The following is a 26,041-nucleotide window of genomic DNA, read 5'->3' as shown; positions in this document are numbered from 1 at the left end:
CTGAGCGGATGCGGTGAAGTGTGCTGCTGTTCCCGCACCGTCTGCGCTGGTCGCGAGATCGGACGGGAAAAGGGCCAGAACCCCAGGCCGCGGACGTAGTCCGAAGGCGCCCGGGGCGGGCGGGGTGCGAGCATGCCCCATGAGCAGCTTCCTTCCCACCCTCACCGAACGCCGATCGCCCTGGGTCACCTTCACCTTCACCTCCTCCGCCGACGCCTGGGTCGCCGCGGCCGAGGCCGAGCTGCGGGCCCGGGGTGGGATCGTCCTGCGCCTGGACGGTGAGGAGCTGCACGAGAGGGGCTGTCTGTACCGGGCGTTCGCCCGTGAGCTGGGGTTCCCGGGCTACTTCGGGCACAACTGGGATGCCATGGTGGACTGCCTCGGCGACTGGCACGGGCCCGGGCACGGCAAGCAGGACGTCGCGGTGCTGATCGACGGTGCGGACCCGCTGCTGGGCGCGGAGTTCCTCGGTGATCTCGTGTGGACCCTGTGCGCGGGCGCTTGGCGGGCCAACTTCATGGTCGACGCCGACGGTGAGCCCCACTCGTACGGCTCACCCTTCGCCCTGCACTTCGTCTTCCTGCTCGACCGCGTCGCACCCGCCGATTTCGCCGAGGCCGCCGTCGACGACGAGGACGTGGCCGCAGCCGTGGTGGACGGGCGCCTGGTCCTCACCCTGACCGCTGAGGACACGTGGGGCGGTGACCCCGTCTGGCCGCCTGGCCGGACATGGCTCCCAGACGGCCTAAACGGATGCGGTGAAGCGCCCGTTGGCGGGCCTGCTCGTCGGGTCCAGCGGTTGCCCAGCGCGGCCCGCTGGAGCGGGACGGGCATGACGCGGCCGGGTCGAGGGTGGGGCGGGTGCATGATCGGTTCTTCGGTGAACTTGTGCCACCGGCTGGGTGAGATGCCCTGTGGCGGGGTCGTACTGGTAGTGATGCGACCGGTATCACCGGACCATGATCACGAGTCTTTGCCGCGGTGTCGTCGCGGTTTCCCTGGCCTTCGCTGTCCTGGCTCCGACGACCGCCCATGCCGACGAGTACACGCTCACGGAGGCGATCACGTCGTTGCCGATCGCGGAGGAGATCCGGGACGGCTACAAGCGGGAGCTGTACCCGCACTGGAAGGACGATGACAAGAACGGTTGCACGGCACGCAACGACGTGTTGATCGGGCTGCTCCACAGGGCCGGTGAACGCCTCCGGAACCGGTGCAGGCGCGGGTGCGACGGCCGGCGCGGGGTACCGCTCGGCCCAGCCGTCCAGCAGCCGCAGGTAGGCCTGCAGGCGCGGCGGGCGCGGCTCGGAGCGGCCGTTCTCCCAGTTCTTCACCGTCTGCGGCGTGGACTTCAACGCGGCCGCGAGCCGGGCCTGTGTGACACCGGCCGCCTCACGCAGCCGCGCCCGCTCCGCCGGAGACGGCAGCCGCGGCTCGCCCTCCAGCAGTGCGTCCACCGCCTCGAACAGCTCTTCCTGGCTCGGCATGGCCCACCTCGACCCCGAACCCTAGCAAAATTAACCCCACCAAAATGTTGGATTTAACCCTACTGGGGTGTCGTGAGTTCGAGACCGGGATGCCCTCCCCACCCTGTACTCGGGTCAGGGCGCAGGTCTGCTCGCCTCGATTACCCACCCAGAGCCCTCGCAGTGCTCCTCCGCGCCGGGATCTGCTGCGTCAGCGCGGGACCTCTCCCGCCGTCCGCCCCTCGCCATCCTGAAACTCGATCAGCACCCCACAGTCGGTGAGATAGATCCAGCACACAGGAGAGCAGTCCAGCACCGCTTCCGCATGGCTTGCCACCAGGGCAGCCTCGAGCGCAATGGACGGCCGCACGATTGCCCCAAAACAGGACCGCAAGTTCATTCGCCCCGGCGTAGGTGCCCACCAGTCTGCGCAGTTGGCCCGCATTGGATGCCTCACAGCGCTCGAGCGCCTCGGCCCCGTGCCAGTCCAACCGACTCGATCCGACTGCTCCGAAGCGCCCCATGGGGGCAGGCATGATCGCCAGGCAGGCGGCGGTCGAATCGCTGCCGGGAAGCAGCCGCGTACTGCACGCCTCCCACGCCCGGCTGGCGCGGCCATACGCTCGCGCTCGTACCGAACATCTGACGGGCATGAAGGCCGCGCTTCCACTTGTCCGGGTGAGGCAGCACACGCCCGTCCCGGCTGGACAGGCCCACCGAACGCCTGCCTCGGCCGCCGCGCGGGCCCCGAGGACATGGTCACAGCGCCTGCCTGCTGGGTGCCTCGCACTCGTGATCATTGCGGCGTCGTGCCTCCTGATGTGGCATGCGCTCGAACCCCATCTACCGGCAGGTTGGGGGCCAGGAGCCCCTTGCGGCGTCCTCGTCGGCTGCGCCTGAAGGCCGGCCACCGCCGCGCCTGAGCTTCTGGGACCGCAGCCCTGGGCGTGTGGCTGGTGGTCCCGGCCTTTACCACCCCGGGAGACCGTGCTCTTGCCCCTGTGCGCCTCCACGCCGGTAGGCCGCACTCAGCCGCACGAGCGTCGAACACCTGGTCCACCCGTCCCAGGCGGGTGGACCGGCACTGCGAGTCCGCTCCGTCCGCTGCACACCGTGCAAGATCCACGTTCGCGCAGAATTCGCCTTCGGTGAACCCGACGCCGCCCCGCGGCGGCACGCGTCGCGATCACTGGCGCGGTCCAGGCAATGGCATTCGCGCGGCCCCCCGGATCGCCCTCGACTCAGCACCGCAGCAGCCCAGCCGCCCGAGGGGGACCGCGGTGCGCAGCGGCCAAGTGGCCAGCCGGACCATGCTTGCCCCTGCCGGCTTTACCCTCGTCACCGCCGCGATGGTCGAGGCCGCCCGGGGGAGCGGCCTCGGTAGCACGTTCGCGACAGGCCCGAACATCCCATCGCAGCCGTGGTCGTTCTGGGATGCTCGGATTCCCCACGGGATGGCCCTTGTTCGCGGCCCAGCTCCCACGTCGGGCACCGTCCGGTCTGCCCTAATCCACCGGGCTCTAGTGTCTGGCGCAGCCTGGCGGGGGTTCATCGCCTTACGAGGGCTAGCTGCTGGTTCATCTCGGCGAGGAAGCGCACCACCACGTGGAGTTCGGCGTCACTGAAGCGGGCGCGGGCGGTGTCCGTACCGTGAGCCAGGGGGCGGAAGTAGTCCCGGGCGACCTGCTTGGCTGCCTTCGCGTAGTGCAGGTGGACCACTCGGCGGTCGTCGGCTGCCCGGACGCGGCGGATGTGGCCAGCCTTCTCCAGTCGGTCCAGGCATGCGGTCATGGCACCGGATGTCAGGTTCATCTGCTTGCGGAGCCGGCCCGGTGTCATGGGGCCGGCCTCTTCGCCGTCGTCCGCGTCCAGCACGGCGATGAGGGCCTGGACGTCGGTGAGGTGAAGGCCCTGGGCATGGGCGAACTCCTGCGCGATGCGATTGAACTCGGCGTTCATCCGGCGCAGCAAGACGGCGAAGGACTGCAACCCGATCGGGTCGTCGGCCGGAAGTGAAGGCGAGGGATTGTCGGTGTCACGCATGATCAGAGCATATAGTCTCTCGATCGTTGACATTCTTTATGGATGACTTAATCTCATGAGTGAGGGGCTCACCTTGAAGAACACACCACGCTGGGCGCGCTGGATCGTGCCGCTCGCGCTGCTGATCGTGTGGCTCGGCGTCGGCGGAACTCTCGGACCGTACGCGGGGAAGCTGGGCGAGGTCGCCACCAACGACCAGGCGGCGTTCCTGCCGCGCAACGCCGAGTCGACGCAGGTCCTCGAAGCCCGCAAGGCGTTCGAAACGTCGCCTTCCATTCCCGCCATCATCGTCTGGACGGCGGACGGCAACCAGGTCAGCGCCGCACAGCAGGAGGCTGCCACGCAGGCCATGGGCGGTCTCGCAGGCAAGCCCGGCATCGCCACTCCGCCCTCCCCCGCCTTCACTTCTGCCGACGGCCAGGCACTCCAAGCCGTCGTGCCGCTGGCCACCAACCTGGGCGAGGAGATCCCGGCAGTCCTGGACGAGGTGCGGCAGGCCGCGCAGCGGGTTCCGGACACCTCGGTCCAGATCGCCGGACCTGCGGCCAGCCAGGCGGACCTGTCCGACGCGTTCTCCGGTATCGACGGCCTGCTGGTGGGTGTGGCGCTCGGAGCAGTGCTCCTGATCCTGCTGCTGGTCTACCGCAGCGTGCTGTTGCCCCTGGTGATCATCATCAGCGCGGTGTTCGCTCTGGGCCTGGCCTGCGCGGTGGTCTACGTGCTGGCCGACCGGGGCGCCGTCCGCGTGGACGGCCAGGTCCAGGGGATCCTGTCGATCCTCGTGATCGGGGCCGCGACCGACTACGCCCTGCTCGTCGCAGTGCGGTTCCGGGAGGAGCTCGCCGCTCGCGGCGACCGTACAGAGGCGGCCCTGGCTGCCGTGCGCCGGTCGGCCGGAGCGGTCACCGCCAGTGCGGCAACCGTGGCCCTGGGGCTGCTGGCCCTGCTGGCGAGCGACCTGACAAACAATCGCGCCCTCGGCCCGGTCGGGGCGATCGGCATCGTCTGCGCCCTGTTGAGCTCGCTGACCTTCCTGCCGGTCGCTCTGGTCCTGCTGGGCCGCGCCGCGTACTGGCCCGCCACCCCAAAGCCGGCCGACGCCACGGCCGAGGGCCACCACGTGTGGCGCCGGATCGCCGGGCTGATCGACCGGGCGCCGCGGCGCGTGTGGGTGTCCACCTCACTCCTGCTCGTGGTCCTGGCCGGGTTCGCTCCCGCCCTGTCGTCCACGGGCGTGCCCCTGGACGAAATCTTCGTCAACGACGCGCCCTCGGTCGGCGCCCAGCAGACCCTTGCCCGGCACTTCCCCGGCGGCTCGGGCAATCCGGCCGTCATCATTACCGACGCCGGGCGGGCCGCTGAGGTACGTGCGGCCGCCGAGGGCACGGACGGTGTTGCCGCGGTCGTTCCCGCCACCGTGAGCGGCAGGCCGGGCTCGGGCGCGCCTCTGGTCGTGGACGGCCGGGTGCGCCTGGACGCAACACTTGACGCCACAGCCGACAGCGACGCCGCGAAGGAGACGGTCCAGCTGCTGCGCGAGCGGGTGCACGCGGTACGGGGAGCCGACGCGGTGGTCGGGGGCTACACGGCCCAGCAGTTCGACACCCAGCAGACCTCGGCCCGCGACCGTACCGTAATCGTTCCGGTCGTACTCGGCATCATCCTGCTGATCCTGGTCGCACTCCTGCGCTCCGTTCTCGTCCCCGTCCTGCTGGTGGCGACGGTCGCCCTCAACTTCCTTGCGACGCTGGGAGTGTCCGCCCTCGTCTTCCAGCACCTGCTGGGCTTCAGCGGAACAGATGCCTCCGTACCGCTCTACGGGTTCGTGTTCCTGGTCGCCCTCGGCGTCGACTACAACATCTTCCTCATGTCCCGTGTTCGCGAGGAATCCCTCACCCTGGGCACCCGCCAGGGCGTCCTACGCGGGCTCACTACTACGGGAGGCGTGATCACCTCCGCCGGCGTCGTCCTCGCCGCGACTTTCGCCACACTGATGGTGATCCCCCTGGCCTTCCTCGTCCAGATCGCCTTCATCGTGGCCTTCGGCGTCCTGCTCGACACCCTCGTTGTACGCTCACTGCTCGTACCGGCCCTCGTCATCGACATCGGCCCCCGCGCGTGGTGGCCCAGCGCACTGGCACGGACTGCTGTCCCGGCTGACCTTCGAATTCCCAGAATCCCTTGACCGGCGCGAAGACCTTTCCCGAGCCAAGATGTCGCTTGGCAGGGTCTTCGTCTCTTCCACGGGAACGCGCTGCCCGGGTACGGTTCCAGCAGTTCCAGGCCGGCCGCCCGCATCACCGCGGCCGCCGCCTCCGGTTCGATCCGAGCCAGTCCCGCGCAGTACACGCAACCCCTGGATCCTTTGGCAATGTTGCCCAGGCGCGGGGTGACCTCGCGCCCGCACGCCAGATGCCGATCGCCACGGCGCGCCGGTGCCCGGGTAGGGCACCAGGGGCTCCAGGCCCGCCGCGCGCATGATTTCCGCCGGCTCCCATGGGTCCTTGCGTGGACGGCCGCGTGTCATCGTCATCTCCCACCCGACGGTGCAGGGGAGCTATCCCCGCGCTGCGGCGCAGCGTAGGGGCCGACACTGACATTCCGGACGCTAGGGCCGCATCGGCTTGATCATGGATCGGGAGAAGTACCAGGTGGGCAGGTCCAAGCCCAGGGCCCAGCACAGTCGTACGGCGCGCACCAGGACGTCCCGGCCAGCCAGGACGCAGAAGACGCAGGAGTCGGTGAAGCGGCGGTCGGTGACGATGATGTACGCCAGCGCGTGCGCCGCCTCCTCCACCTGCTCCAGCACATCCCGCGTGACCTGTGGCAGGAACAGCTCCAGGACACCGATGGTGTCGCCGCGGTTGGTGACAGGGGCAAGCACACGCTGACCTTGCTCCCCGTCCGATTCCAGCACCAGTCTCTGGCTGCCCAGGACCTCGTCGTAGACGCTGCTGCCGGCGAGGGGAACCTGTTCGGCGCGCTCCTCCTGGTGCGTGGCCGCCGTGTCGTGGACGCGCAGCAGGCGCCGGCCAACGATGTCGACGAACAGGAACGACACGTACCCCGCGCCGAACCGGTCACGGAGATTGCGCGCCACGACATCGAGGGAGTCCACTGGCGCGGCTGCTTCTGCCGCTGCCAGCACCTCAGCCAGTCCGATCCGCTCACGCGCCACATCGGCCTCCACAGAGTTCTCTTTCCCGCGAAACGACGGAATTACAACCGCGACATGGATCAGCCCGTCAGGGACGACTGACCTGACCGCGGTGGGTGTCAGTGCAGGTCATCCTGCTGGCGCGGCAGTCGGGCCGATCAAGTCCGTCGAACCGGGTCGGTCCTACGCTGCCGCCGTGGCGGTGTTCACCGCGATCGGCGCCTTCACCGTTGCGCTCCCTGCGGTGCTTACCTCAGGCCGGGAGAGCATTTCGCCGCACCGCGTGACGGGCGCGGGGTGCTCAGCCCGCCGGCGTAGCACCGGCTGATTCGGGCAGGCCCCTGGTGGGGCAGAGGCAGGCGCCTTTCGGGGGTGGGGCTCGCCCGGCCCATGTGCCTCCCGACGGGCAGGCCCGGCCTCAGCCCCTTCGGGTTCGGCCCGGTGCCGGTGTGGAGGGAGTGCGGCTGATGACGCATCTGGCCCTCCGGGTCCCGTGATGGTGAAGTCCGGCTCTGCCTGCCCGGGTGCCCCCGCCGACAGCCGTTCAACCCGACAGCACCCGATTACCTCAGGGGCGGGCATCTGAAAATCTAAGTTGGCCAGAGTAGACATTTGGTGGTGGCGTGGTTATGGTTTTTCTCGTAGCCCAGAGAGACCGCAGGGCCTGGCAGAGACGAACTGCCGGGCAGCAGTACCCGCAGTTGCAGTGCGCAGGACGGTGCGGTGGTGGAGTTCCGAAGCCAGGGTTGTTGCAGGACGGCGACGGGACTGGCGGCCGGACCGGGTGGCCCGCAGTGATCAGGGGTCGCCGTGAGCAGTACCGCAGTAACCGCAGTGGCAGTACCCGTAAGTGCAGTCGCAGTACCCAGCAGTGAAATCAGTGAGCAGTACCTCGGTGAAGGCGTCGGCTGCGGGCGCGCGCACCGGGAAGTTCGGCAGTGGGGTTCTAAGCCAGAGCAGACGCAGGACGGGCGACGGGGCTGGCTGCCGATGTGGCGCTGTGAGAGGCCACCAGCGGTACACGCAGTTCGCAGTAGCGGTACAAGCAGTTCGAGTAACAGCAGTAAGCAGTTCCCGTTTGGTAAGTAGTTGATCACCGAGGGAAGAACGGAGGGATTGGGCGCCATCAGGATCGCCCGGGCGGAATTCTTGAGTCCGGGTACCGCAGGACATCGATAGTGAGGTGGTCTCCGGTCAAGCAACCGCGATCCCCGCACCCCCGATGGCGTATCGGTCGGGTCTGCGGATACAGAAGGTCGGCGCAGTATCAGGGCCGGCAGATGGTGTAGCAGTTCCTTCGGGGCCCTGGTGCCGTACGGCGCCAGGGCCCCTCCACGCGTTCCACGAGAGAGGTTCCATGACAGCAGACGACTCGTTCGGCCGTCTCGACGACGACGACTACCCCGCCTACACGATGGGCCGGGCCGCCGAAATGCTCGGCACCACCCAGGGCTTCCTCCGCGCCATCGGCGAAGCCCGCCTGATCACCCCGCTCCGCTCCGCGGGCGGCCACCGCCGATACTCCCGCTACCAGCTGCGCATCGCAGCCCGTGCCCGGGAACTCGTCGACCAGGGCACCCCCATCGAGGCCGCCTGCCGCATCGTCATCCTCGAAGACCAGCTCGAAGAAGCCCAGCGCATCAACGCCGAATACCGCCGCGCCGCCGAATCAGCGAATCCGACGACTTCGGCCTGACACAGGGAAGCCCGCCGGTACCGGCGGGCCCTCGGTTCGTATCGGCGGTTTCAGCTGGTGGGGCAGGAGGAGCGGGAGTACGGGCGGTTAGCGTGCGTGGGGCCCGGGGGTAGTCCTCGGGGCTGGGCGGTGGCGCCACACACAGACCGCTGGCCTTGTCCCACAGCGGGCGCAGATCCGCAGGCTCGGCCTTCCCAGCCTCGCACGCCCCGGTACGTCCGAAATTCGCTCGAAGTCCGTCCGAACCCTCCCCGAGCGCGTCGGGCCGCACCGGCGTGATTCCCCGAAGCCGGGGCAGACGGCCGGCTGAGGAGGAGGTTCCGCATGCCTGGAATCCGTACGTGGTTCGGTCGTGTGAAAGACGGCGCCGCGGCGCTCGGTGAGCGTCGTACACAGGTTCAGGCGCGGCACGAGGCCGAGCTGCTGGCCGAGCGGCAGCGTGTCGCAGAGACCCGCCGGGCCCGTCCGCGCAACCCGGACCCCGCCCGGGCGGTGCCCTGGGGCGTACGGGTCGCGGCCGAGGCCGGCTGGCGGTTCCTGGTCCTCGCGGCCGCCCTGTGGGTCGTCATGCGGGTGATCGGTTCGGTCCGGCTCGTCGTCCTCGCCTTCGCGGCCGCGCTGCTGATCACCGCCCTGCTGGAACCGACGGTCGCCCGGCTGCACCGTGCGGGGCTCTCCCGGGGGCTGTCCACCGTCCTGACCGCGCTCTTCGGGTTCGTCGTCCTGGGGCTGATCGGCTGGTTCGTCGTCTGGCAAGTGCTCGACAACCTGGACAATCTGTCCGGGCGGCTCCAGGAAGGCATCGAGGAACTGAAACGATGGCTCCTCGACAGCCCCTTCCACGTGACCGAGCAGCAGATCAACGATGTTGCCGGCAGCCTGAGCGATGCCATCGGCACCAGTACCAGCGAGATCACCTCGACCGGGCTCCGGGGCGTGACCGTCCTGGTGGAGATCATCACCGGAATGCTGCTGGCGATGTTCTCGACGCTCTTCCTGCTGTACGACGGCAGGCGCATCTGGCAGTGGACGCTGAAGCTGGTCCCCGCCGCCGCCCGGCCGGATGTCGCCGACGCGGGACCGGCCGCCTGGGGCACCCTGACCGCCTATGTCCGCGGAACCTTGATTGTCGCCTTCATCGACGCACTCTTCATCGGTCTCGGCATCTACTTCCTGGGCGTGCCGCTCGCCGTGCCCATCGCCGTGGTGATCTTCCTGGCCTCGTTCGTGCCCCTGGTGGGCGCCGTCGCGTCCGGGGCCCTCGCGGTGGTCATCGCACTGGTCACTCAGGGGGTGTTCACCGCGCTGATGACCCTGTTGGTGGTGCTCGTCGTCCAGCAGATCGAGGGGCACGTGCTGCAGCCGTTCATCCTCGGGAGGGCCGTACGGGTTCACCCGCTGGCCGTGGTCCTGGCCGTCGCCACCGGCGGAGTGGTCGCCGGCATCGGCGGAGCGGTCGTCGCCGTCCCGCTGGTCGCCGTGGGCAACACGGTGATCGGGCATCTGCGCGCCAACGGCGGGGACGACGGTTCGGCGGATGGGCCGCCCGTGGCGGTCGACGAGGAGCGGGCGGATCCGCCCGCGGAGCCGGACCAGGAACCCGCCTGACGCCCAGGCTGGGTGCGTAGGACGCCTGCGGCCTGCAGCCCGCAGCCCGCTTCACCGGGCTGGTGCGGCCGGGGTCTGTTGCCGGGGGCTAGTACTGCAACGGTGTTTGCCGTGACGGTTGGGTAGTTTCTGGCGGGGTGTGGCCGCGTCGTTTGTAGTGGCTGACGCGGGCCTGGAACTGTCGTCGCCGGCGCCAGTGTGACCAGTGCAGGATGTGGTCGATGCTCGGGCGGGGTCGGGTGAGTCGGCCGATCAGGCGTCGGACTTCGGGCAGGCTCAGGGGTATGAGCTGGGAGGATCCGTTTCTGCTTTCCCGGTGTCGAGTTCGCGGGCCCGCAGGACGGTGAGGCAGACGTGTGCGGCCATAGCCAGGGTCATGTGGCGGTGCCAGCCGTCGTAGCGGCGGACCTGGTAGTCGTCCAGGCCGCACTCCTGCTTCGCGGTCTGGAAGCATTCCTCGACCGCCCACCGGCTGCCCGCGATACGGATCAGCTCATCCAGTGTGGTCTCGGCAGGGCAGTAGGCGATGTAGTAGGAGATCTCTTCGGGCCGGCGGACACTGCGGCGGGCGATCACCCAGTGCCGGCGGTCCTCGCGGTGCCAGGGCCGGACCTCGACCCTGGCCCAGTCGAAGACTCTCGGGCCGTGGGCGCCGTTCCCGCAGGAACGACGCTTCCATTTCTGCCTTGGCAGCCCGGGAAAGAGGTCGTGGACGGGGTGGTCGATCGCCCAGCGGGTGACGACGGTGTCGTGCCGGGTGGTGGCCATGACATGGAAGACATCGGCCCGCTCGAGCTCCGTGCGCCAGCCCTTGGAGAAGCCGTAAGCGGCGCCCGCGGTCACCCAGCGGAACGGGATCCGGCCTGTGATCGCCCGGCGGACCATGGCCTTGGCCATCACCACCTTCGTCTCGAAGGCGACCGTGTCCTCAATGCCGGCAGCCCGGCACCGTTCCCGGTCATCCGTCCATGAGGTGGGCAGATACAGGCGGCGGTCGATCAACGTGCGGCCCCGGCCGTCGGCATAGGCGAGGAACACTCCGATCTGGGCGTTCTCTGTCCGGCCGGCGGTTCCGGAGTACTGGCGCTGGACCCCGGCCGAACGGACGCCCTTCTTCAGGAACCCGGTGTCGTCCACGATCAGCACCGCTTCCGGGTCGCCGAGATGCTCGACGACGTAGTCCCGCACGTCGTCCAAGACCTCATCCGCGTCCCAGTCGATCCGGTTCAGCAACCGATGGATCCGGTCCGGGCCGCCATGGCCGGCTTCCTCGGCAAGCGTCCAGCCGTTCTTCCGCTCCAGCGGAGCTATCAGCCCCCGCATATAGGCAAGAGCCGACTCACGTGGCTCCGACCTGGAGAAACGATGCACGAACCGCTCATGCAAAGCCTTCAGTTCACCAGCCCACAACCGGGCATCTGCAAGTTCCCCACCCATGAACTGAACAACGACCGACCTGCCCAACCGTCACGGCAAACACCGTTGCAGTACTAGAACTGTACGACCCTCACGGCGTCGCAACCGAAGAACCGGTAGGTCCGTCCGGTGGCGCCGTCGGTGAACGAACCCTTCGCGCAGGCCTCGGTGTCCGCCCGCTGGAGACCGGAGGCCGCCGAGGCGAAGTGGAGCATCATGTCGCGATCGCCGTCTCTGACGCGCTCGACCGGAGTCGTGGTCCATTCGACCACGTCCTCGATGTGGCCCCTGTTGTACACTTCCGCACTGCCGCCCGTACCGCCGTAGACAAGGTTGCGCGGCCCGAAGCGGACGGTCAGCGGCTGGATGGAGAATCGGTAGGTGTGCGATCCCGGCTGCGCACAGCTGACGCTGAAGGTGCTGTCGAGCGACTGCGGAGTCCCGATGGCGAGTGCGGTGATGTTCCGCGCCGCCGAGGAAGGCGTCACAGTGGCACCCAAGAAGATCAACGGGCGCAGGCGGCACGTCATCGTGGACTGTCTAGGCCTGCTGCTGATGGTGCTGGTCACGGCGGCCGACGTGACCGACCGGGATGCCGCCTGCGGCATGCTGGAACGGCTCCGCGTCCGCTACCGGAAGATCCGCCTGGTGTGGGCCGACGGCGGCTACACCGGCCGCCTGGTCGACTGGGCGAAGGAGACACTCCGGCTCACCCTTCAGATCGTCCAACGCACCGACGACATGAGCGGGTTCGTGGTGCTTCCACGCAGGTGGGTGGTGGAGAGGACGCTGAGCTGGCTGATGCGCTCGCGGCGCCTTGCCCGGGACTACGAGACCCGGCCCGAAAGCAGCGAAGCCGCCGTCCTGTGGTCGATGGCCATGCTCATGGGACGCCGCCTCGCCCGCCACCGGAGCCGAAACGTCACCCGGCAGCCCGCCTCGGCGTGAACACCCCGGGACGCTCCTCGGCCAGCCAGCCCCGCTCCACCAGCCGCTTCACCTTCGACCGCACCCCCTCGACCTTCGCCGGCACCGACTCCGGCGGGTGGTCGGCTTCCGGCTCCGGCGCGGACAGGGCCTCGGCCAGCTCCAAGCGGGCGATGGCCCGCCGCTCCAGCACCGCCTCCGCCTTCGCAAGCTCGGCCAGCACCCGCTCCGCCTCCTCGCGGAGCTCCGGGCTGCCGGTCGGCGAGAAGCACATGGCCGAGATCCGGTGGAAGGTCGGCATCGTCTTCCAGGACCCCGACGACCAGCTGTTCATGCCGACCGTCCGCGAGGACGTGGCTTTCGGCCCGGCCGGGGCCGGCGTCCGGGGCGCCGAGCTCGAAGCCGTCGTGCTCCGCGCACTGGAGAAGGTCGGGATGACGGAGTTCGCCGACCGGCCCCCGCACCGCCTCTCCTTCGGGCAGCGCCGCCGGGTCGCCGTCGCGACCGTCCTCGCCATGGAGCCGGAGATCCTCGTCCTCGACGAGCCGTCCTCCAACCTGGCCCCCCTCCCGCCGCGAGCTCGCCGACATCCTCCGTGCCCTGGACGTCACCGTCCTGATGGTCACCCATGACCAGTCGTACCCTGGAGCTCTGCCCGCGCTCGGTCATCCTCAGCGAGGGCGTCATCGCCGCCGACGGGCCGACGGCCGGGATCCTCGCCGACGAGGAGCTGATGGCCCGGCACCGCCTGGAGCTGCCGTTCGGCTTCGTACCGAGCTCCGTCGCCTGATCCGGGAGTGTCCCGGTTTGGTCCGACCGGCTGGATATACCGGTGGGTCGTGTCGGGATGCTCCATGCGGGGGCGGAGCCGGGGTTATGAAGGGAATCGAATGGAATCGGATGAAAGTTCGCCATCCGGTCATTCCCGAACATCAACCTCAGGAGTCGCATGATGCGCCCCATCAGAGCCGCCTGTCTCAGCACGGCCACCGCCCTGGTCACCCTCCTCGCCTGTGCCCCCGTCGCGGGCGCCGCCGCGACGGACACCGGTTCCGCCCACGCCAAGGGCAAACCCCGGATCATCGCGCTCCGGGCCGATGTGAAGGAGCTGCACCGCTTCCCCGTCGTCGACGGCAGCGTCTCGCAGGGCGATCAGGTCGTCGCCCGCTCGGACCTCTCCCTCTACCACGACGAGGCGCACACCAAGATCGGCGAGACCAACGTCACCTGCACCACCACCCGGGGCGGCGCCGATGAAGCGGAGCAGTGCATCGCGACCTACACCCTCCCGGACGGCCAGCTCACCGTGCAGGGGATGTACTACAACTACCTCGACCAGGGGCCCTTCGACAACGCGATCACCGGCGGTACCGGGAAGTACGAAAAGGCTCGTGGCTCGGTCCACTCCGAGCCGATCGAACCGGGCGTGAGGCGCTTCACGATCCACCTCGTCTGACCGCCCCGGACGCCCACCTGACCCCGGAATCCGGCCTTCTCCCCTCGCGTTGCACCATGGGAGCCGGTTTTCGTACGAAAGGAAGTGTGGGTCAAGGGGACGTCCAGGGCGGCTCACCCTTCAGATCGTCCAACGCACCGACGACATGAGCGGGTTCGTGGTGCTTCCACGCAGGTGGGTGGTGGAGAGGACGCTGAGCTGGCTGATGCGCTCGCGGCGCCTTGCCCGGGACTACGAGACCCGGCCCGAAAGCAGCGAAACCGCCGTCCTGTGGTCGATGACCATGCTCATGGGACGCCGCCTCGCCCGCCACCGGAGCCGAAACGTCACCCGGCAGCCCGCCTCGGCGTGAACACCCCGGGACGCTCCTCGGCCAGCCAGCCCCGCTCCACCAGCCGCTTCACCTTCGACCGCACCCCCTCGACCTTCGCCGGCACCGACTCCAGGCCCAGCCGCCCGGCCAACTCCCGCGCCCGCAGCCCGGACCCGCCCGCCTCCGCCTCCAGCACGCCCACCAGCCGCTGGTAGTCCGGCGCGAGCACCTCCATCGTCAGGCCCACCCGCCAGTGCGGCACCACCGACCCCGCCACCGGGGCCTCGGCAACGGCCGGCGCCGACTCCGGCGGGTGGTCGGCTTCCGGCTCCGGCTCGGACAGGGCCTCGGCCAGCTCCAAGCGGGCGATGGCCCGCCGCTCCAGCACCGCCTCCGCCTTCGCAAGCTCGGCCAGCACCCGCTCCGCCTCCTCGCCCAGCTCTTCGACCCGAACTTGCGCGGCAGTCTCGCGCGCTTCCAACAAGCCCATGACCGAAGCCATCGACAACCTCCGTGTCATAACCGACGGACGTGACGGCCCGACTCTTCCTCGATGCCACGGAGTTCACGCCTGACCAGCGGAAACCCACCGATCAAGTCCGGAAAGACAACGGCTACGGAGAGCGGGCCCCAGCTGAGCGGGCCATCCTGCTTCGGCTTCTTAGAAGCCGTTGCCATACTGATCATGGAGTCTGTCGATCGAACGGGAGTCGCGATCGGGTGATCGCCGGCACTGCCCGGCATGAGAGCGGGACCTGGCGGTAGTACGGGGAAAATCGAGGGGAGCGGACGGTCGCGCGCTGCTACGGTCGGGCGCTATGAGCTGGCTCCCCGATAACTTCGTCCATCCCGTCCTGGTACCGCTGCCGGGCAGTGGTCATCACCTGCGGCCAATCCGTGAGGCGGACACCCCGCTCGACTATCCGGCTGTGATGGGTTCGCGCGAGCGGCTGTGGACCATCTTCGGCCCAGCCTGGGGCTGGCCCGCGGCCACCATGACCTACGAGGCCGACCAGGCGGACCTGTTGCGGCACGAGAAGGAGATCGCCGCACACCAGTCTTTCAACTACGCACTGTTCGACGCGGCGGAGACAGCTCTGCTCGGCTGCGTCTACATCGACCCACCGGAGAGGGCCGGCGCGGACGGCGAGATCTCCTGGTGGGTGGTGGACGAGCTGGTGGACAGCAAGGTCGAGCAGGCCCTCGACGAGCTGGTGCCGCGGTGGATCGCCGCCGACTGGCCGTTCGAGCAGCCGCGCTTCCTCGGCCGAGAGATCTCCTGGTCGGACTGGCTCGCCCTGCCGGAGCACCCCGACGCGTAAGTAGCTTTTTCGTATTGCCCTGGGGGCTCGGTGCTCGAACGGCCGTCTCGATTGGGTGGCCGTCGGGTGCTCGGCGCATGCGAGGAGGGCCTCCTGAACGGCTCGCTGGTGTCGAATCACCGAGCATCAGGAGACCCTGATGTCGCAGTCTTGCGTGCCGATGCCCGTGCACTCCACCGCGGGTACACGCTGGCGTCAGCGGCGCTGTCCAGCCAGGACCGTATCGACCTGCCGCCGGGCGATCACCCACTCCTGCCGTTCCTCCTCGGCTGCGGCCAACTCGGCCTGAATACGGTCGGCCTCCTCACGCAGGCCATCGACCCGACGCCGAGCAACCAGCTCGTGCTGTTCCAGTAGTCCAACGACTGACGGCATTCGAGACCTCCCGGGGAACGGCGACCTGACAGGCCACTACTCCCACGGGTCTACCGCAACTATCCGCAACCAGCGGAAACACGCCAATCACACCCGGAAAGACAACAGCTTCTGGTGCACCGGGGTGACCGGCACCCGGTCGGTGGAGACCAACCAGCTTGCTGCTGTGGCCAACTCCTCGGTCAGATAACCGAGATGCGGTCGGGAGTTGCCGGTGAAGGCGGAGTGGGACTAGGGCTTACGGGCCCATGCGGACGGCAGCCTCCATGAACATCGCAATCCCTTCAACTTCCGATCAAGTTCCGAGGGCGCCTGCACCCGGCTGCCGCACCATGTGGACGTCGATCGGATCCTGATCCTCCACGGTGAAGCCGTGGCGCTCGTACAGCCGCCGGGCGGGGCTGCCCTGCAGGACATTCAGGCGAACGGGCACGCCGCCTGCATCGATCCGTTCCAGCAACGTGCGTAGTACAGCCGATCCGAGTCCCCGGCCCTGGAGGGCCGGAGTGAGATAGAAATGCTCCAGCCACCGCCCGTCCTCGGCCGGGCGCACAGTGACGCAGCCCGCGAAGGCGCCGTCGGCCACGATGACCGACGTGTGCTGGGGGGAGAAGGAATTCCGCAGCCGCTGCCGGACCCGATGCTCGTCGAACCGTCCCAGCCGCTCCAGGTCCGGGCGCATCACCGTTGCCCGTAGCTCTGCGATCGCCTCGACACCCGCCGGCTCTGCGGAACGCAGCGCCCATTCCACGGGACGGCCCGGCCGCCGTATTTCGTCCGCCCACGCACTGGTGTCCATGGGGCGAAGTATCTCAATGGCCCGATGCGACCGCGTGCTGCGGACACGGCGTGCCCCAGGCCGTCGACGGCGGAGAACTACCAGGAGGTCCAGGCCGATCGCGGCCCGCACCGGCCGCGGGTCGGCCGGCCTTGCAGCCGGGGCTGTTGTCACTCCTGGGTGTGATGGTGGCGCGGGTGGCCGTAGAGCACTGTGGGGGCATGTTCGGTGATCTCGTGCCTCCGTACCCGCCGCGGTGCAGTCCTGATGTCGAGGCGGCCCGACGCCATGCCCTGTGCTGGGCCGGTGAGATGAGGATCCTGAGCGATCCTGACGCGCGATGGCGGGTGTGGGGCGAGGCGGAGTTCGTGGGGACGGATTTCGCTCTGTTCGCCGCGCTGACCCACCCGGACGCCCGAGGCGCGGAGCTGGACCTTCTCGCGGACTCCTGCGTGTGGAGCTGATATCTGGACGACCTGATCGTGGAGCGATTCAAGCGTTCCCGCGATCCCATCGGGGCGCGTGCCTTCCTCGACCGTCTCGGCCGGGTCGCCGCCGACCCGCGGGCCGCGGATCCGTCGAACCCGGTGGAGAGAGGGCTGGCCGATCTGATGGGCCGCACCTGCGCGGGCAGGGACACCGCGTGGCGGGAGCGGCTGACGGGGTGGTTGCCGAACGTGTTCGACGACGCCCTGTGGGAGGTCGACAACCTGGCTTCCGGCCGGATCCCCGATCCGGTGGACTACATCGGCATGCGGCGCAGATCCGGTGGCGCCGGCTGGGCCGCACAGCTCGTCGAACGCGCCCTGCATCTCGACCTGCCGCCCGCCGTGCACGAACAGCCGGCCATGCAGCGGCTGCACGAGGCGTTCGAGGACGTTGTCGATCTGCACAACGATCTGGTCTCCTACCGGAGGGAGACCGAATACGAGCAGGACGTCAGCAACCACGTCGTCGTCACCGCGCACTTCCTCACCACTCACGCGCTCGAAGCGGCCGTCCTCACCCGTCGGCTCCTGCAGGAACGGCTTTCACTCTTCGACCGCCTCGCCACGGAAACCCTCACCACCGAAGCCTCCGCGGGCCGCGACATCGCCCGCTGTCTACAGGGCCTCAAGGACTGGCTCGCCGGCGACTACGCCTGGCACGAGCACACCACCCGCTACCGCCCCGAGGCCTGGCAGCACCAACGCACCCACCCCACCCCGGTCCCGGCCCGCCCCAACGGCCTGGGCACGGCAGCCGCGGACCTTCCCCGCCTGCTGCGTCAGGATTCCCACGCTTCCCCAGGCCGGGCCGACACCGGCGTCCACCCGGCGGGGTGACGTGACCGGCGAGGTGGTCCCGTCAGTGCTCCTGAGCCAGGTCGAGCGGCCGCTTGTAGTACCGCCAGGGGAACCAGCCCGCACCGACGGGGACCCAGCCCTCCTCCTCCATCCGGCGGTGGCGGCCGCCGGAGGCGAGGGTCACCCGGCAGTGTTCCCACGGGTGGTCGGACGCCTCCACCTCGTGGAAGAGCGCGCCGTAACCGACCAGGTGCCAGCCTTCGCGCCCGGCCTCCGCCAGAGCGGCCATCTCGTTGAACGCGGACAGCGGACTGAGGATGCGTCGCTCGGCCACGCCCGCTTTCCCCGCTTCCCGTTCGGAGCCGACGGCGTCGGTCACCTTGACCGCGAAGCGCTGCTGGGCTGCCTGCCGGCTCACGCCCAGGATTCGGCCGACGGTGTCCCAGCTGTGCCCGGCAGCCCTCGCGCCCTGGACCGCCTCGCGCAGCAGCCGGCTCGCCTCCTCTGCGCCGACGCGCGAGGCGTCCACCAGACGCAGATACCCGTCGGCGTCGTGCTCCAGCGATGCGGCAAGGTCCTCGTCGCCGCCGAGGACGGCGGCCGCGACCCCCTCCCGGATGCGGACGGTTTCCTGCGGTCCCAGCAGCGGCCCGCCGCTCATCGCCGTTCCCCGGCGAGGGGCTCCAGCCGGTCGAGCACCGCCGCGTCGCGCCCGGCCCGGGCGGCATCGGCCCGAGTGGCAGCGGTACGAGCAGCGGCGCGGGCGGCCAGCGCGCTCGTGGTGGCGATGAGCACGAGCTCCACCGTGACCATCACGACCCAGCCGACCGTGCTGAACCGGTCGGCGAACATCGCGGTCAGCGCGGGCAGGAGTGCGGTGAACGGGATGAGGAGGGCCAGGGAGTGGTCGGCAGAGGAGGCGTCTTCGTGGGACGCCTTGGAGTTCAAGATCGGCATGCGTCAAGGAAACCTTGACATGATCATTGTGTCAAGATTTTCTTGACACCTGCCCGTGCTCGCCGGCCCGCCGGCCCGAGGCGGACACGTCGGGGCTCAGCCCGTGGCCACGCGGTACCCATCGGCCTCCACGCGAACCCCGTCCCGGAAGTCGGCGAGTTCCTCCAGCCGTTCGAGGCGCTCGCGCGTCTCCCGGTCCAGCGGTACGTACGACACGAGCCGCGGCCCCGTTCCCGGTCCGAGCCACAGGGTGGTGTGCTCCAGGTGCAGCAGGCCCACGTGCGCGTTGCGGATGTACTTCGACTTCGAGCTCTGCCCGATCACCTCGTGGCGCGCCCAAACCTCCCGGAACTCCGCCGAAGCCCCCTCCAGACGGGCCAGGAGCGCATTCCAGGCGGGCTCCGCCAGGTGCTCGGCCATCGCCGCCCGGAACTTCGCCGCCATGAGCCGGTGGGTGGCCGGCAGGTCGACCACGGCCGCCCGGAACTGCGGATCGGTGAAGGCGAGCCACATGCAGTTGCGGTCCTCCGGCCGCAACCCGTCCATGTCCCCGAGCAGCCGTCCGTACGTCGCGTTGTACGCGAGGATGTCGTACCGGCTGTTCTGGACGGACGCCGGGATGGGCCCCAACTGGTCGAGCACGGCCCGCATGGCGGGCGTCACGCTGGGGCACGCCGTGGGTGGTGCCGGGTCCTGACCGCCGGCCAGCGCGAACAGGTGCGCCCGTTCGCTCACGTCGAGCAGCAGTGCCCGCGCGACCGCGTCCAGCACCTGCCCCGACACCTGGATGTCGCGCGCCTGTTCCAGCCACGTGTACCAGGTCACGCCCACCGACGACAGGTGCGCCACCTCCTCGCGCCGCAGCCCCGGGGTGCGTCGACGCGGCCCGCGCACCAGTCCGACCTGCTCGGGGGTGATCCGCTCGCGGCGGCTGCGCAGGAACTCCGCCAGCTCGTGCCGGCGGACGTCGCTTCCAGGGGCCACGGTGGTCATGCTTCCAGCTTGCCGCACCGCTGATCCCGTTGCCAGGTAGTGCTGGTACCCGGATAAGGACACTCTGGTACCCGTCCGGCAGCGGGGCGACCGTCTGGAGGTGACCGATACCCACGTACGAACCCCTGCCGCGCCGCACACCCCCGCGGCCGGTCCCTGCGCCCCTCACCTGAGCGGCGCGGGACTCTTCACCGTCCTGCTGGGGGCCGCACTACCCCTGATCGACTTCTTCATCGTCAACGTCGCGCTTCCGTCGATCGAGCACGACCTCTCCGCCGGCCCGGCCCTGCTGGAGCTGGTCGTCGGCGGGTACGGCGTCGCCTACGCCGTCCTGCTGGTCCTCGGCGGCCGGGTCGGCGACAGCCTCGGCCGCCGCCGGCTCTTCCTCGTCGGCATGGCCGCCTTCGGAGTCACCTCCCTCGCCTGCGGCCTCGCCCCGAACGCCTGGAGCCTCGTCGCCGCCCGGATCGCCCAGGGCGCGGCCTCCGCCCTGATGCTGCCACAGGTGCTCGCCACCATCCAGGCCACCACCGAAGGCCCGCGCCGCGCCCGGGCCATGAGTCTGTACGGGGCCACCGCGGGCCTGTCCATGGTCGCCGGGCAGATCCTCGGCGGCGTCCTGGTCGCCGCGGACCTCGCCGGAACCGGCTGGCGCGCGGTCTTCCTGGTCAACGTCCCCGTCGTGCTCCTGGGGCTGGTGCTGGCCGTGCGCACCGTCCCCGACACCCGCGCAGGCCGGCCCGAGGCCGTGGACGTACCGGGCACTCTGCTGCTCGCCCTGTCGCTGGTCTCGCTGCTGCTGCCGCTGACCGAGGGCAGGGCCGCCGGCTGGCCGCTGTGGACCTGGCTCTCGCTCGGCGTGTTCCCCGTGGCCGCCGCGTCGTTCTACCTCGTCGAGCGCCGGGCCGACCGCCGCGGCCGCACTCCGCTGGTGCCGCCGAGCCTGCTGAGACTGGAGTCGCTGCGGCGCGGTCTGGTCCTGCTGCTGCCGTTCTCGACCGGCATCAGCGGCTTCATGTTCGTCCTCGCCGTGGCCCTCCAACAAGGCCTGGGAATGGGCCCGGTGGCGGCGGGCCTGACGCTGGTCCCGATGGCCCTGGCCTTCTTCGCGGCCTCCCTGGCCGGGCCGCGCCTGGTCACCCGCTTCGGCAGCCGGGTCGTCACCGTAGGCGGCGTCGTCCAGGCGGCCGGCATCGTCCTCCTGCTGGCCACCCTGCGCTCCGGATGGCCGGACCTCGGGCCGGGCGAGCTCGCTCCGGGCGCGTTCCTGGCGGGCCTGGGCCAGGGCCTCCAACTGCCCGTGCTGATGCGTCTGATGCTGTCGGACGTGCCGGCCGACCGGGCCGGCGTGGGCAGCGGCGTCATGATCACCGCGCAGCAGTCCGCCCTGGCGCTCGGCGTCGCCACCCTGGGCAGCCTCTTCCTCGCCCTGGCCCCGACGGCAGGCCTGCGCGATGCGGTCGGCGCCACCTTGCTGGTACAGCTCGCACTGATCACCCTGACCGTCCTGCTCAGCCTCCGCCTTCCCCGCATGCGCTGAGCAGCCCGGGCCGAGCCCCGGATCGCAGCCCCCTACCCCCGGGCCGCACCCCTTGATAATCTCCGCGCGCGCATCGGGGGTTGCTGAACCAGGGGGAAGAATGGCCGAGTTGCTCACGAACGAGGACCCGGAACGGATAGCGGGGTACTGGCTCGCCGCCCGGCTCGGCGCGGGCGGCCAGGGGACCGTGTACGAGGGCTACGACGAGGCCGGGCAACGCGTCGCCGTCAAGGTGCTGCGCCCGGAACTCGTCGCCCGCCCCGACATCGCGGGCCGGTTCGCCAAGGAGGTGCTCGCCGCACAGCGGGTGGAGTCCTTCTGCACGGCACGGGTCCTGGAAAGCGGAACCGACGGCGATCGGCCCTACATCGTCAGCGAGTTCGTCCCCGGCCGGGACTTGCGCAAGGCCGTCCGCGACTCGGGCCCGCTCACCGGCGACGCACTGGTGCGGCTGGCCACCGGGGCCGCCACCGCCCTGGCCGCCATCCATCGCGCGGGCGTCGTCCACCGCGACCTCAAACCGGACAACGTCCTCCTCGGCCCCGACGGCCCCCGGGTCATCGACTTCGGCATCGCCCGCACCGAGGACATGTCGATCACCGCCACCGGACACCTGATGGGCACACCCGGCTACATGGCACCCGAGGTGCTCACCGGGCGCCGCGCCGACGGCGCCGCCGACGTCTTCGCCTGGGGAGCGGTGATGCTGTTCGCGGCCACCGGACGCGATCCCTTCCGCGGAGAGAACATCGGCGAGATCGTCGTACGGGTCACCGAACACCACCCCGACCTCACCCCCTTGCCGCCCGCGCTGCGCCGGCTGGTGGGCGAGGCGCTGGCCAAATCCCCGGCGGACCGCCCCACCGCCACCGGGCTGCTGCTCCGGATGCTGGGCGGACCGGCCGACGCCGCCGACGCGGCCCTGCTCGCCGCCGGGCGGGACAATGCCGGGCGGCTGCGCGATGCCGCCGCCGACGCGGCCGAGCCGGCCCTCGGCGCTGCCGCCGAGGCGACGTACCAGCGCTTGCCGGAAACGGTCCGGCAAGCCGTGCGGGAGATCATGCTCCGCCTGATCGTCCCCGGCGCCGCTGCCGACGGCTCGCAGGACACCCTCCGCACCGCCGCCACGGCGGAATGGCTCGACGGCCGCCCGTACGAGGAACGCGGCGCGCTGCGCGACGCGTTCGACTCCCTCGCCGTCGCCCGGCTCCTCGTCCTGGACGACGACGCCGCGCGCCTCGCCTCCCTCGGCCTGCTGCGCGCCTGGCCGCGGCTGCGCGACTGGGTGGACCACGATCGCGAAGCCCTGCACCTGCTGCGCTGGCTCACCGCGGCCGCCGGGCACTGGGACGGGCAGGGCCGGCGGGCCGAGGACCTTCCGGTCGGCAACGCCCCGGAGGCGGCACGCGCCTGCGCGGCCGGAGCGCCGGACTGGCTCCGCGCGAGCCGGCTCGAGGGCGCGTTCCTGGAGGCGTGCCGCCAGGCGGCCGCAGCGCGTCGAAGGCGCACCCGGCGGCTGCGCGCGGGCGCCGCGGCCCTGCTGTCCCTCGCGCTCGTGGCGGGCCTGGTCGCCTGGCAGCAGAAGAGCGTCAGCGACGAACGGGCCCGCCAGGCCTCCGCCCGCACGATGGCCTCCATCGCCGAGAGCCTGCGCACCTCGGACCCCGAAATGGCCGCTCTGCTGAGCGTCGCGGCCTGGCGGATCGCACCGGTCGACGACGCGCGGGCCGCCTTGTACGGATCCCTGGGCCAGGACGAGCGCGGTGTCGCCAACAACCTCGCCCAGGTCTCGACGGGCTTCTACGACGACCACGCCGATTTCCTGCTCGACGGCCGGACCCTGGCCGTACTCGACGCCCAGAAGAGCGTGGAGATCTGGGACGTGGTCAGCGGCCGGCGCACGGGCCGGGCCGAACTGCCCGAGCGCACCCCCGACCTGCCCGCCGCCGTGGACCCCTCGGGTACCGTCGCGGCGCAGACCATGAGCCGCGGAGTCCGGCTGCTCGACCTCAAGACCGGCAAGGCCGGCGCACTGCTCCTGCCGGACGCGGAGACGCCCAGGGTCCTCGCGGTCTCCCGGGAGGCCGCCCTGGTCGCGATCAGCACCAGCACCCCCGCCGAAGTGGTCCTCGTCGACGGCCGTACCGGCCAGTCGGTGCTGCGCACGCCGGGCAGCGGCCCGGTCGCCCTGTCCCAGGACGGCGCGACCTACGCCGTCTGTCCGGCGGGCAGCCCCGTACAGCTGTATTCGCCGGCCACCCGGCGGATGGTCGAGCTGCGCCGGGAGTCCCCGTATCCCACGCTCGCTTGTGAGGACGCCCACAGGCTGGCCTTCAGCGCGGACGGCAGGCGCCTGATCCACACCGGGACCGGCCGTACCTCCACCCTGTGGGACGTGTCCTCACGCACCGCCGTACGCGAGTTCGGCGCGGGTTCGCTGGCAGCCCTCAGCCCGGACGGCTCGATGGCCGTCGAGATCACCGAAACCCAGCTGAAGGTGTGGGCCGACAAGGGGACTTCGACCTCGTCCGTCCTGCTCGGCTATCCCCGGCTGGACACGGACGGCCGGCCCATGAGCCTCTCCGTCGCCTTCGACCCGGACAGCCGGCTGTTGAGGTATGTGGCCAGGGACCGCCAGGTCCGTTCGCTGGACCTGACGTACGGACTCCAGGACGCGGCCGCCAAGGCGAAGATCCCCGAGGCGGTCTTCGCCCCGGACGCGGCGACGCTCGCGACCGTGGGGGCCACGGACAGCGATGCCGAAGACCGCTTCAGGGTGTGGACCACGGCCGACGGTCAGGTGCGCAACCTGCCGCACCACCCCGTCATGCCGGTCACCGAAGACGCCTACGACGAGGACGACGACGGCTCGTCCGCCTACTCGCGCGACGGGGGGCTCCTCGCCACGAATTCCTGGCACGAGGACCGCAAGCCGCGCGTGACGGTGTGGGACGTCCGCGAGAACCGGCTGCGCATCGAGCTCACCCCGCCCGAACCCGTCGTCCGCATCAGCGGGTTCGCCTTCACCCCGGACGGCTCCCGGCTGGCCGTCGCGGTCACCAAGCACGACGGGTCCGGCTCCCTCACCCGCGCCCTGCAGCTGTGGGACCTCGGGTCCGGCCGCCAGGAGTACGAGATCGCGGACGCCGGTGCGAACAACATCGCGATCAGTCCCGACGGTTCCCTCCTGGTCACCTCCGCGGGGGAGCGCGTCAACCTCGCCACCCGCGCCGTCGAACGCGGCGTCCTCGGCCCCGGTGTCATCCAGGACCTGGAGTTCAGCGACGACGGCTCGGTGCTGGCGGTGAGCCTCCTCCAGGGCACGGTCACGCTCTGGGACGGTGCCGGGCGCCGCCGTCTGGGAGGCCTGTCGAGCACGGCGGCCACCCGTGGCGACGACTTCGGCGGGCGGGTGGCGGGGCTGCGCTTCTCCCACGACGGCAAGACCCTGGCCGCCATCGTCGGCGACAGCCGCGTCCAGCTGTGGGACGTACCCGCCCGGCGCCGGCTCGGCGATCCGCTGCGCGGCTCCGCCGGCCTGCTGCGCGCCCTCGCCTTCGACGCGCGGGGGCGGCTGCACGTCTCCTCCTCGCACCACCCGCACCGCGAATTCGACCTCGACCCGAAGGCCGTGGCACGGACGCTGTGCGATCGGGTCGGATGGGACCTCACCCGCGCACAGTGGGAGCAGAACGTGCCCGACCTGCCCTACCGCTCGGTCTGCTGACGCCGGGAAATGCTCACCACGGGCATGGCGCGGTCCTCTTCCGGGGCGGCCCGGCAGTGATCGGGCCGCGCCATGCCGGGGTCGGTGTGCACGGACCCTGTCGAGACCAGAGCCGGCACCGGCTCGTCGGCCCTCTCGCCGCCGCCCCCGCCCGTTGGCCATGACGTGTCGTCGAGGCCCGGGTGGCGGCGGGCGGACACGACGAGGCAGGCGACGGCGCCGACGAAGACCACAACAGAGGTCCAGCCGTTCAGACGCAGGCCGAGGAACGTGTGGGACTCGTCGATGCGCAGGTACTCCGTCCAGAACCGGCCGACCGTGTAGGCGGCGACGTACAGGGCGAAGGTCCTGCCGTGGCCGAGTGCGAAGCGGTGCGCCGCCCACAGGACCAGCGCGGCGACCCCGAGGTCCCAGAGGAACTCGTAGAGGAAGGTGGGGTGGTACGTCGCGATGTCGGGCATCGCGGACGGACGGTGCGCGCGGTCGATCTCCAGGCCCCACGGGAGCGTGGTGGGGCGGCCGTAGAGTTCCTGGTTGAACCAGTTGCCCCAGCGGCCGATCGCCTGGGCCAGGGCTATGCCGGGGGCGACCGCGTCCGCGTAGGCGGGGAAGGGGATGCGGTGGCGACGGCAGCCGATCCACGCGCCGACCCCGCCCAGGGCGATGGCGCCCCAGATGCCGAGCCCGCCCTCCCACACGTACAGGGCCCGGATCGGCTCGCCGCGGTCGCCGAAGTACGCGTCGTAGCTGGTGATCACGTGGTACAGCCGACCGCCGGCGATGCCGAACGGCACCGCCCAGATGGTGACGTCCGCGATGACGCCCTGCTCCCCGCCCCTCGCGACCCAGCGGCGATTGCCGAGCCAGACGGCCACGAACACGCCGAGGATGATGCAGAAGGCGTACGCCCTCAAAGGAACCGGGCCTAAGTGAAGGACTCCGGTCGAAGGGCTGGGAAGGTAGGCGAGGTCCATGGCACTC

The 26,041-nt window shown here is 70.3% G+C and carries 24 protein-coding genes and 2 pseudogenes; 15 read left to right on the top strand and 11 right to left on the bottom strand.

Annotated features, from left to right (window positions below):
• The first annotated feature begins 139 nt into the window (after nucleotides 1-139).
• The gene (locus OG472_RS02560; protein WP_405940793.1) at nucleotides 140-1,138 is read left to right on the top strand and encodes a barstar family protein; all 999 of its coding nucleotides are present in this window, start codon (nucleotides 140-142) and stop codon (nucleotides 1,136-1,138) included.
• A gap of 206 nt (nucleotides 1,139-1,344) precedes the next feature.
• Nucleotides 1,345-1,512: a hypothetical protein gene (locus OG472_RS02555; RefSeq protein WP_401614144.1), complete on the top strand. Its 168-nt coding sequence runs from the start codon at nucleotides 1,345-1,347 to the stop codon at nucleotides 1,510-1,512.
• A gap of 1,502 nt (nucleotides 1,513-3,014) precedes the next feature.
• On the opposite strand, the gene OG472_RS02550 is transcribed toward OG472_RS02555, so the two are convergent.
• Nucleotides 3,015-3,509 carry a MarR family winged helix-turn-helix transcriptional regulator gene (locus OG472_RS02550; protein ID WP_385809461.1) on the bottom strand — a complete coding sequence of 165 codons (495 nt, stop codon included), beginning with the start codon at nucleotides 3,507-3,509 and terminating at the stop codon, nucleotides 3,015-3,017.
• A gap of 73 nt (nucleotides 3,510-3,582) precedes the next feature.
• On the opposite strand from OG472_RS02550, the gene OG472_RS02545 reads away from it, so the two are divergent.
• Nucleotides 3,583-5,694: an MMPL family transporter gene (locus tag OG472_RS02545; RefSeq protein WP_405940792.1), complete on the top strand. Its 2,112-nt coding sequence runs from the start codon at nucleotides 3,583-3,585 to the stop codon at nucleotides 5,692-5,694.
• 552 nt (nucleotides 5,695-6,246) lie between these two features.
• On the opposite strand, the pseudogene OG472_RS02540 reads toward OG472_RS02545, so the two are convergent.
• Nucleotides 6,247-6,687: pseudogene (locus tag OG472_RS02540) on the bottom strand (serine/threonine-protein phosphatase); the annotation flags it as partial.
• Between the two features lie 1,336 nt (nucleotides 6,688-8,023).
• Here OG472_RS02540 and OG472_RS02535 point away from each other — a divergent pair.
• Together OG472_RS02535 and OG472_RS02530 are read left to right on the top strand one after the other, a co-directional pair.
• Nucleotides 8,024-8,362: a MerR family transcriptional regulator gene (locus OG472_RS02535; RefSeq protein ID WP_401614140.1), complete on the top strand. Its 339-nt coding sequence runs from the start codon at nucleotides 8,024-8,026 to the stop codon at nucleotides 8,360-8,362.
• 324 nt (nucleotides 8,363-8,686) lie between these two features.
• The gene (locus OG472_RS02530) at nucleotides 8,687-9,970 is read left to right on the top strand and encodes an AI-2E family transporter (RefSeq protein WP_401614138.1); all 1,284 of its coding nucleotides are present in this window, start codon (nucleotides 8,687-8,689) and stop codon (nucleotides 9,968-9,970) included.
• 276 nt (nucleotides 9,971-10,246) lie between these two features.
• Here the strand turns inward: OG472_RS02530 and OG472_RS02525 are convergent, their stop codons facing one another.
• Both OG472_RS02525 and OG472_RS02520 read right to left on the bottom strand, forming a co-directional pair.
• Nucleotides 10,247-11,407, bottom strand: a complete 1,161-nt coding sequence (locus OG472_RS02525) for an IS701 family transposase (RefSeq protein ID WP_405940791.1) — start codon at nucleotides 11,405-11,407, stop codon at nucleotides 10,247-10,249.
• A 53-nt stretch (nucleotides 11,408-11,460) separates the two neighbouring features.
• On the bottom strand, nucleotides 11,461-11,874 hold the full coding sequence (locus OG472_RS02520) for a hypothetical protein (protein ID WP_401614645.1): 414 nt from the start codon (nucleotides 11,872-11,874) through the stop codon (nucleotides 11,461-11,463).
• Nucleotide 11,875: 1 nt separating this feature from the next.
• On the opposite strand from OG472_RS02520, the gene OG472_RS02515 reads away from it, so the two are divergent.
• A complete protein-coding gene (locus tag OG472_RS02515) occupies nucleotides 11,876-12,334 on the top strand; it encodes a transposase (RefSeq protein ID WP_401614643.1) in 459 nt (152 codons plus the stop codon).
• Here OG472_RS02515 and OG472_RS02510 read toward each other — a convergent pair.
• Entirely contained in the window at nucleotides 12,309-12,587 is a 279-nt protein-coding gene (locus OG472_RS02510) for a hypothetical protein (protein ID WP_405940790.1), read from the bottom strand. The two genes, OG472_RS02515 and OG472_RS02510, sit on opposite strands and share 26 nt — an antisense overlap.
• On the opposite strand from OG472_RS02510, the pseudogene OG472_RS02505 reads away from it, so the two are divergent.
• From OG472_RS02505 to OG472_RS02495, 3 genes and pseudogenes are all read left to right on the top strand, one after another.
• A pseudogene (locus OG472_RS02505) lies at nucleotides 12,559-13,103 on the top strand (energy-coupling factor ABC transporter ATP-binding protein); the annotation flags it as partial. The gene OG472_RS02510 and the pseudogene OG472_RS02505 sit on opposite strands and share 29 nt — an antisense overlap.
• A 159-nt stretch (nucleotides 13,104-13,262) precedes the next feature.
• A complete protein-coding gene (locus OG472_RS02500) occupies nucleotides 13,263-13,769 on the top strand; it encodes an allene oxide cyclase barrel-like domain-containing protein (RefSeq protein ID WP_405940789.1) in 507 nt (168 codons plus the stop codon).
• Nucleotides 13,770-13,818: 49 nt separating this feature from the next.
• Nucleotides 13,819-14,121 (top strand): transposase, encoded by a 303-nt coding sequence (locus tag OG472_RS02495; protein WP_405940788.1) that lies wholly within the window; start codon nucleotides 13,819-13,821, stop codon nucleotides 14,119-14,121.
• Here OG472_RS02495 and OG472_RS02490 read toward each other — a convergent pair.
• Nucleotides 14,096-14,584: a hypothetical protein gene (locus tag OG472_RS02490; protein ID WP_405940787.1), complete on the bottom strand. Its 489-nt coding sequence runs from the start codon at nucleotides 14,582-14,584 to the stop codon at nucleotides 14,096-14,098. The genes OG472_RS02495 and OG472_RS02490 overlap by 26 nt on opposite strands.
• Nucleotides 14,585-14,900: 316 nt before the next feature.
• Here OG472_RS02490 and OG472_RS02485 point away from each other — a divergent pair, with 316 nt between their 5' ends.
• Nucleotides 14,901-15,404, top strand: a complete 504-nt coding sequence (locus OG472_RS02485) for an N-acetyltransferase (RefSeq protein WP_401614636.1) — start codon at nucleotides 14,901-14,903, stop codon at nucleotides 15,402-15,404.
• Between the two features lie 150 nt (nucleotides 15,405-15,554).
• On the top strand, nucleotides 15,555-15,761 hold the full coding sequence (locus tag OG472_RS02480) for a hypothetical protein (protein ID WP_401614653.1): 207 nt from the start codon (nucleotides 15,555-15,557) through the stop codon (nucleotides 15,759-15,761).
• A 313-nt stretch (nucleotides 15,762-16,074) separates the two neighbouring features.
• On the opposite strand, the gene OG472_RS02475 is transcribed toward OG472_RS02480, so the two are convergent.
• Nucleotides 16,075-16,578 (bottom strand): GNAT family N-acetyltransferase, encoded by a 504-nt coding sequence (locus OG472_RS02475; RefSeq protein ID WP_405940786.1) that lies wholly within the window; start codon nucleotides 16,576-16,578, stop codon nucleotides 16,075-16,077.
• A 200-nt stretch (nucleotides 16,579-16,778) separates the two neighbouring features.
• On the opposite strand from OG472_RS02475, the gene OG472_RS02470 reads away from it, so the two are divergent.
• On the top strand, nucleotides 16,779-17,021 hold the full coding sequence (locus OG472_RS02470; RefSeq protein WP_405827399.1) for a hypothetical protein: 243 nt from the start codon (nucleotides 16,779-16,781) through the stop codon (nucleotides 17,019-17,021).
• A 3-nt stretch (nucleotides 17,022-17,024) separates the two neighbouring features.
• The gene (locus tag OG472_RS02465; RefSeq protein WP_405943131.1) at nucleotides 17,025-17,882 is read left to right on the top strand and encodes a terpene synthase family protein; all 858 of its coding nucleotides are present in this window, start codon (nucleotides 17,025-17,027) and stop codon (nucleotides 17,880-17,882) included.
• Nucleotides 17,883-17,904: 22 nt separating this feature from the next.
• Here the strand turns inward: OG472_RS02465 and OG472_RS02460 are convergent, their stop codons facing one another.
• The 3 genes from OG472_RS02460 to OG472_RS02450 all read right to left on the bottom strand — a co-directional run bounded on the left by OG472_RS02460 (nucleotide 17,905) and on the right by OG472_RS02450 (nucleotide 19,793).
• A complete protein-coding gene (locus tag OG472_RS02460) occupies nucleotides 17,905-18,504 on the bottom strand; it encodes a hypothetical protein (protein WP_405940785.1) in 600 nt (199 codons plus the stop codon).
• Nucleotides 18,501-18,800 carry a hypothetical protein gene (locus OG472_RS02455; protein WP_405940784.1) on the bottom strand — a complete coding sequence of 100 codons (300 nt, stop codon included), beginning with the start codon at nucleotides 18,798-18,800 and terminating at the stop codon, nucleotides 18,501-18,503. Before OG472_RS02455 ends, OG472_RS02460 begins: the two co-directional genes overlap by 4 nt.
• 96 nt (nucleotides 18,801-18,896) lie before the next feature.
• A complete protein-coding gene (locus OG472_RS02450) occupies nucleotides 18,897-19,793 on the bottom strand; it encodes a helix-turn-helix transcriptional regulator (RefSeq protein WP_405940783.1) in 897 nt (298 codons plus the stop codon).
• A 100-nt stretch (nucleotides 19,794-19,893) separates the two neighbouring features.
• Between OG472_RS02450 and OG472_RS02445 the strand changes: the two genes are divergently transcribed.
• Both OG472_RS02445 and OG472_RS02440 read left to right on the top strand, forming a co-directional pair.
• The gene (locus OG472_RS02445; protein WP_405940782.1) at nucleotides 19,894-21,333 is read left to right on the top strand and encodes an MFS transporter; all 1,440 of its coding nucleotides are present in this window, start codon (nucleotides 19,894-19,896) and stop codon (nucleotides 21,331-21,333) included.
• A gap of 100 nt (nucleotides 21,334-21,433) precedes the next feature.
• The gene (locus OG472_RS02440) at nucleotides 21,434-25,060 is read left to right on the top strand and encodes a WD40 repeat domain-containing serine/threonine protein kinase (protein WP_405940781.1); all 3,627 of its coding nucleotides are present in this window, start codon (nucleotides 21,434-21,436) and stop codon (nucleotides 25,058-25,060) included.
• Here the strand turns inward: OG472_RS02440 and lgt are convergent.
• Nucleotides 25,042-26,034, bottom strand: coding sequence for a prolipoprotein diacylglyceryl transferase (lgt, locus tag OG472_RS02435; protein ID WP_405940780.1), 993 nt, complete (start codon nucleotides 26,032-26,034; stop codon nucleotides 25,042-25,044). The two genes, OG472_RS02440 and lgt, sit on opposite strands and share 19 nt — an antisense overlap.
• Nucleotides 26,035-26,041: the final 7 nt, after the last annotated feature.

Origin of the sequence: Streptomyces sp. NBC_00207, from assembly GCF_045160965.1 — a bacterium.
Lineage (GTDB): Bacteria > Actinomycetota > Actinomycetes > Streptomycetales > Streptomycetaceae > Streptomyces.
The sequence above is the reverse complement of the archived record's forward strand: the minus strand, read 5'-3'. Positions and strand labels throughout refer to the sequence as shown.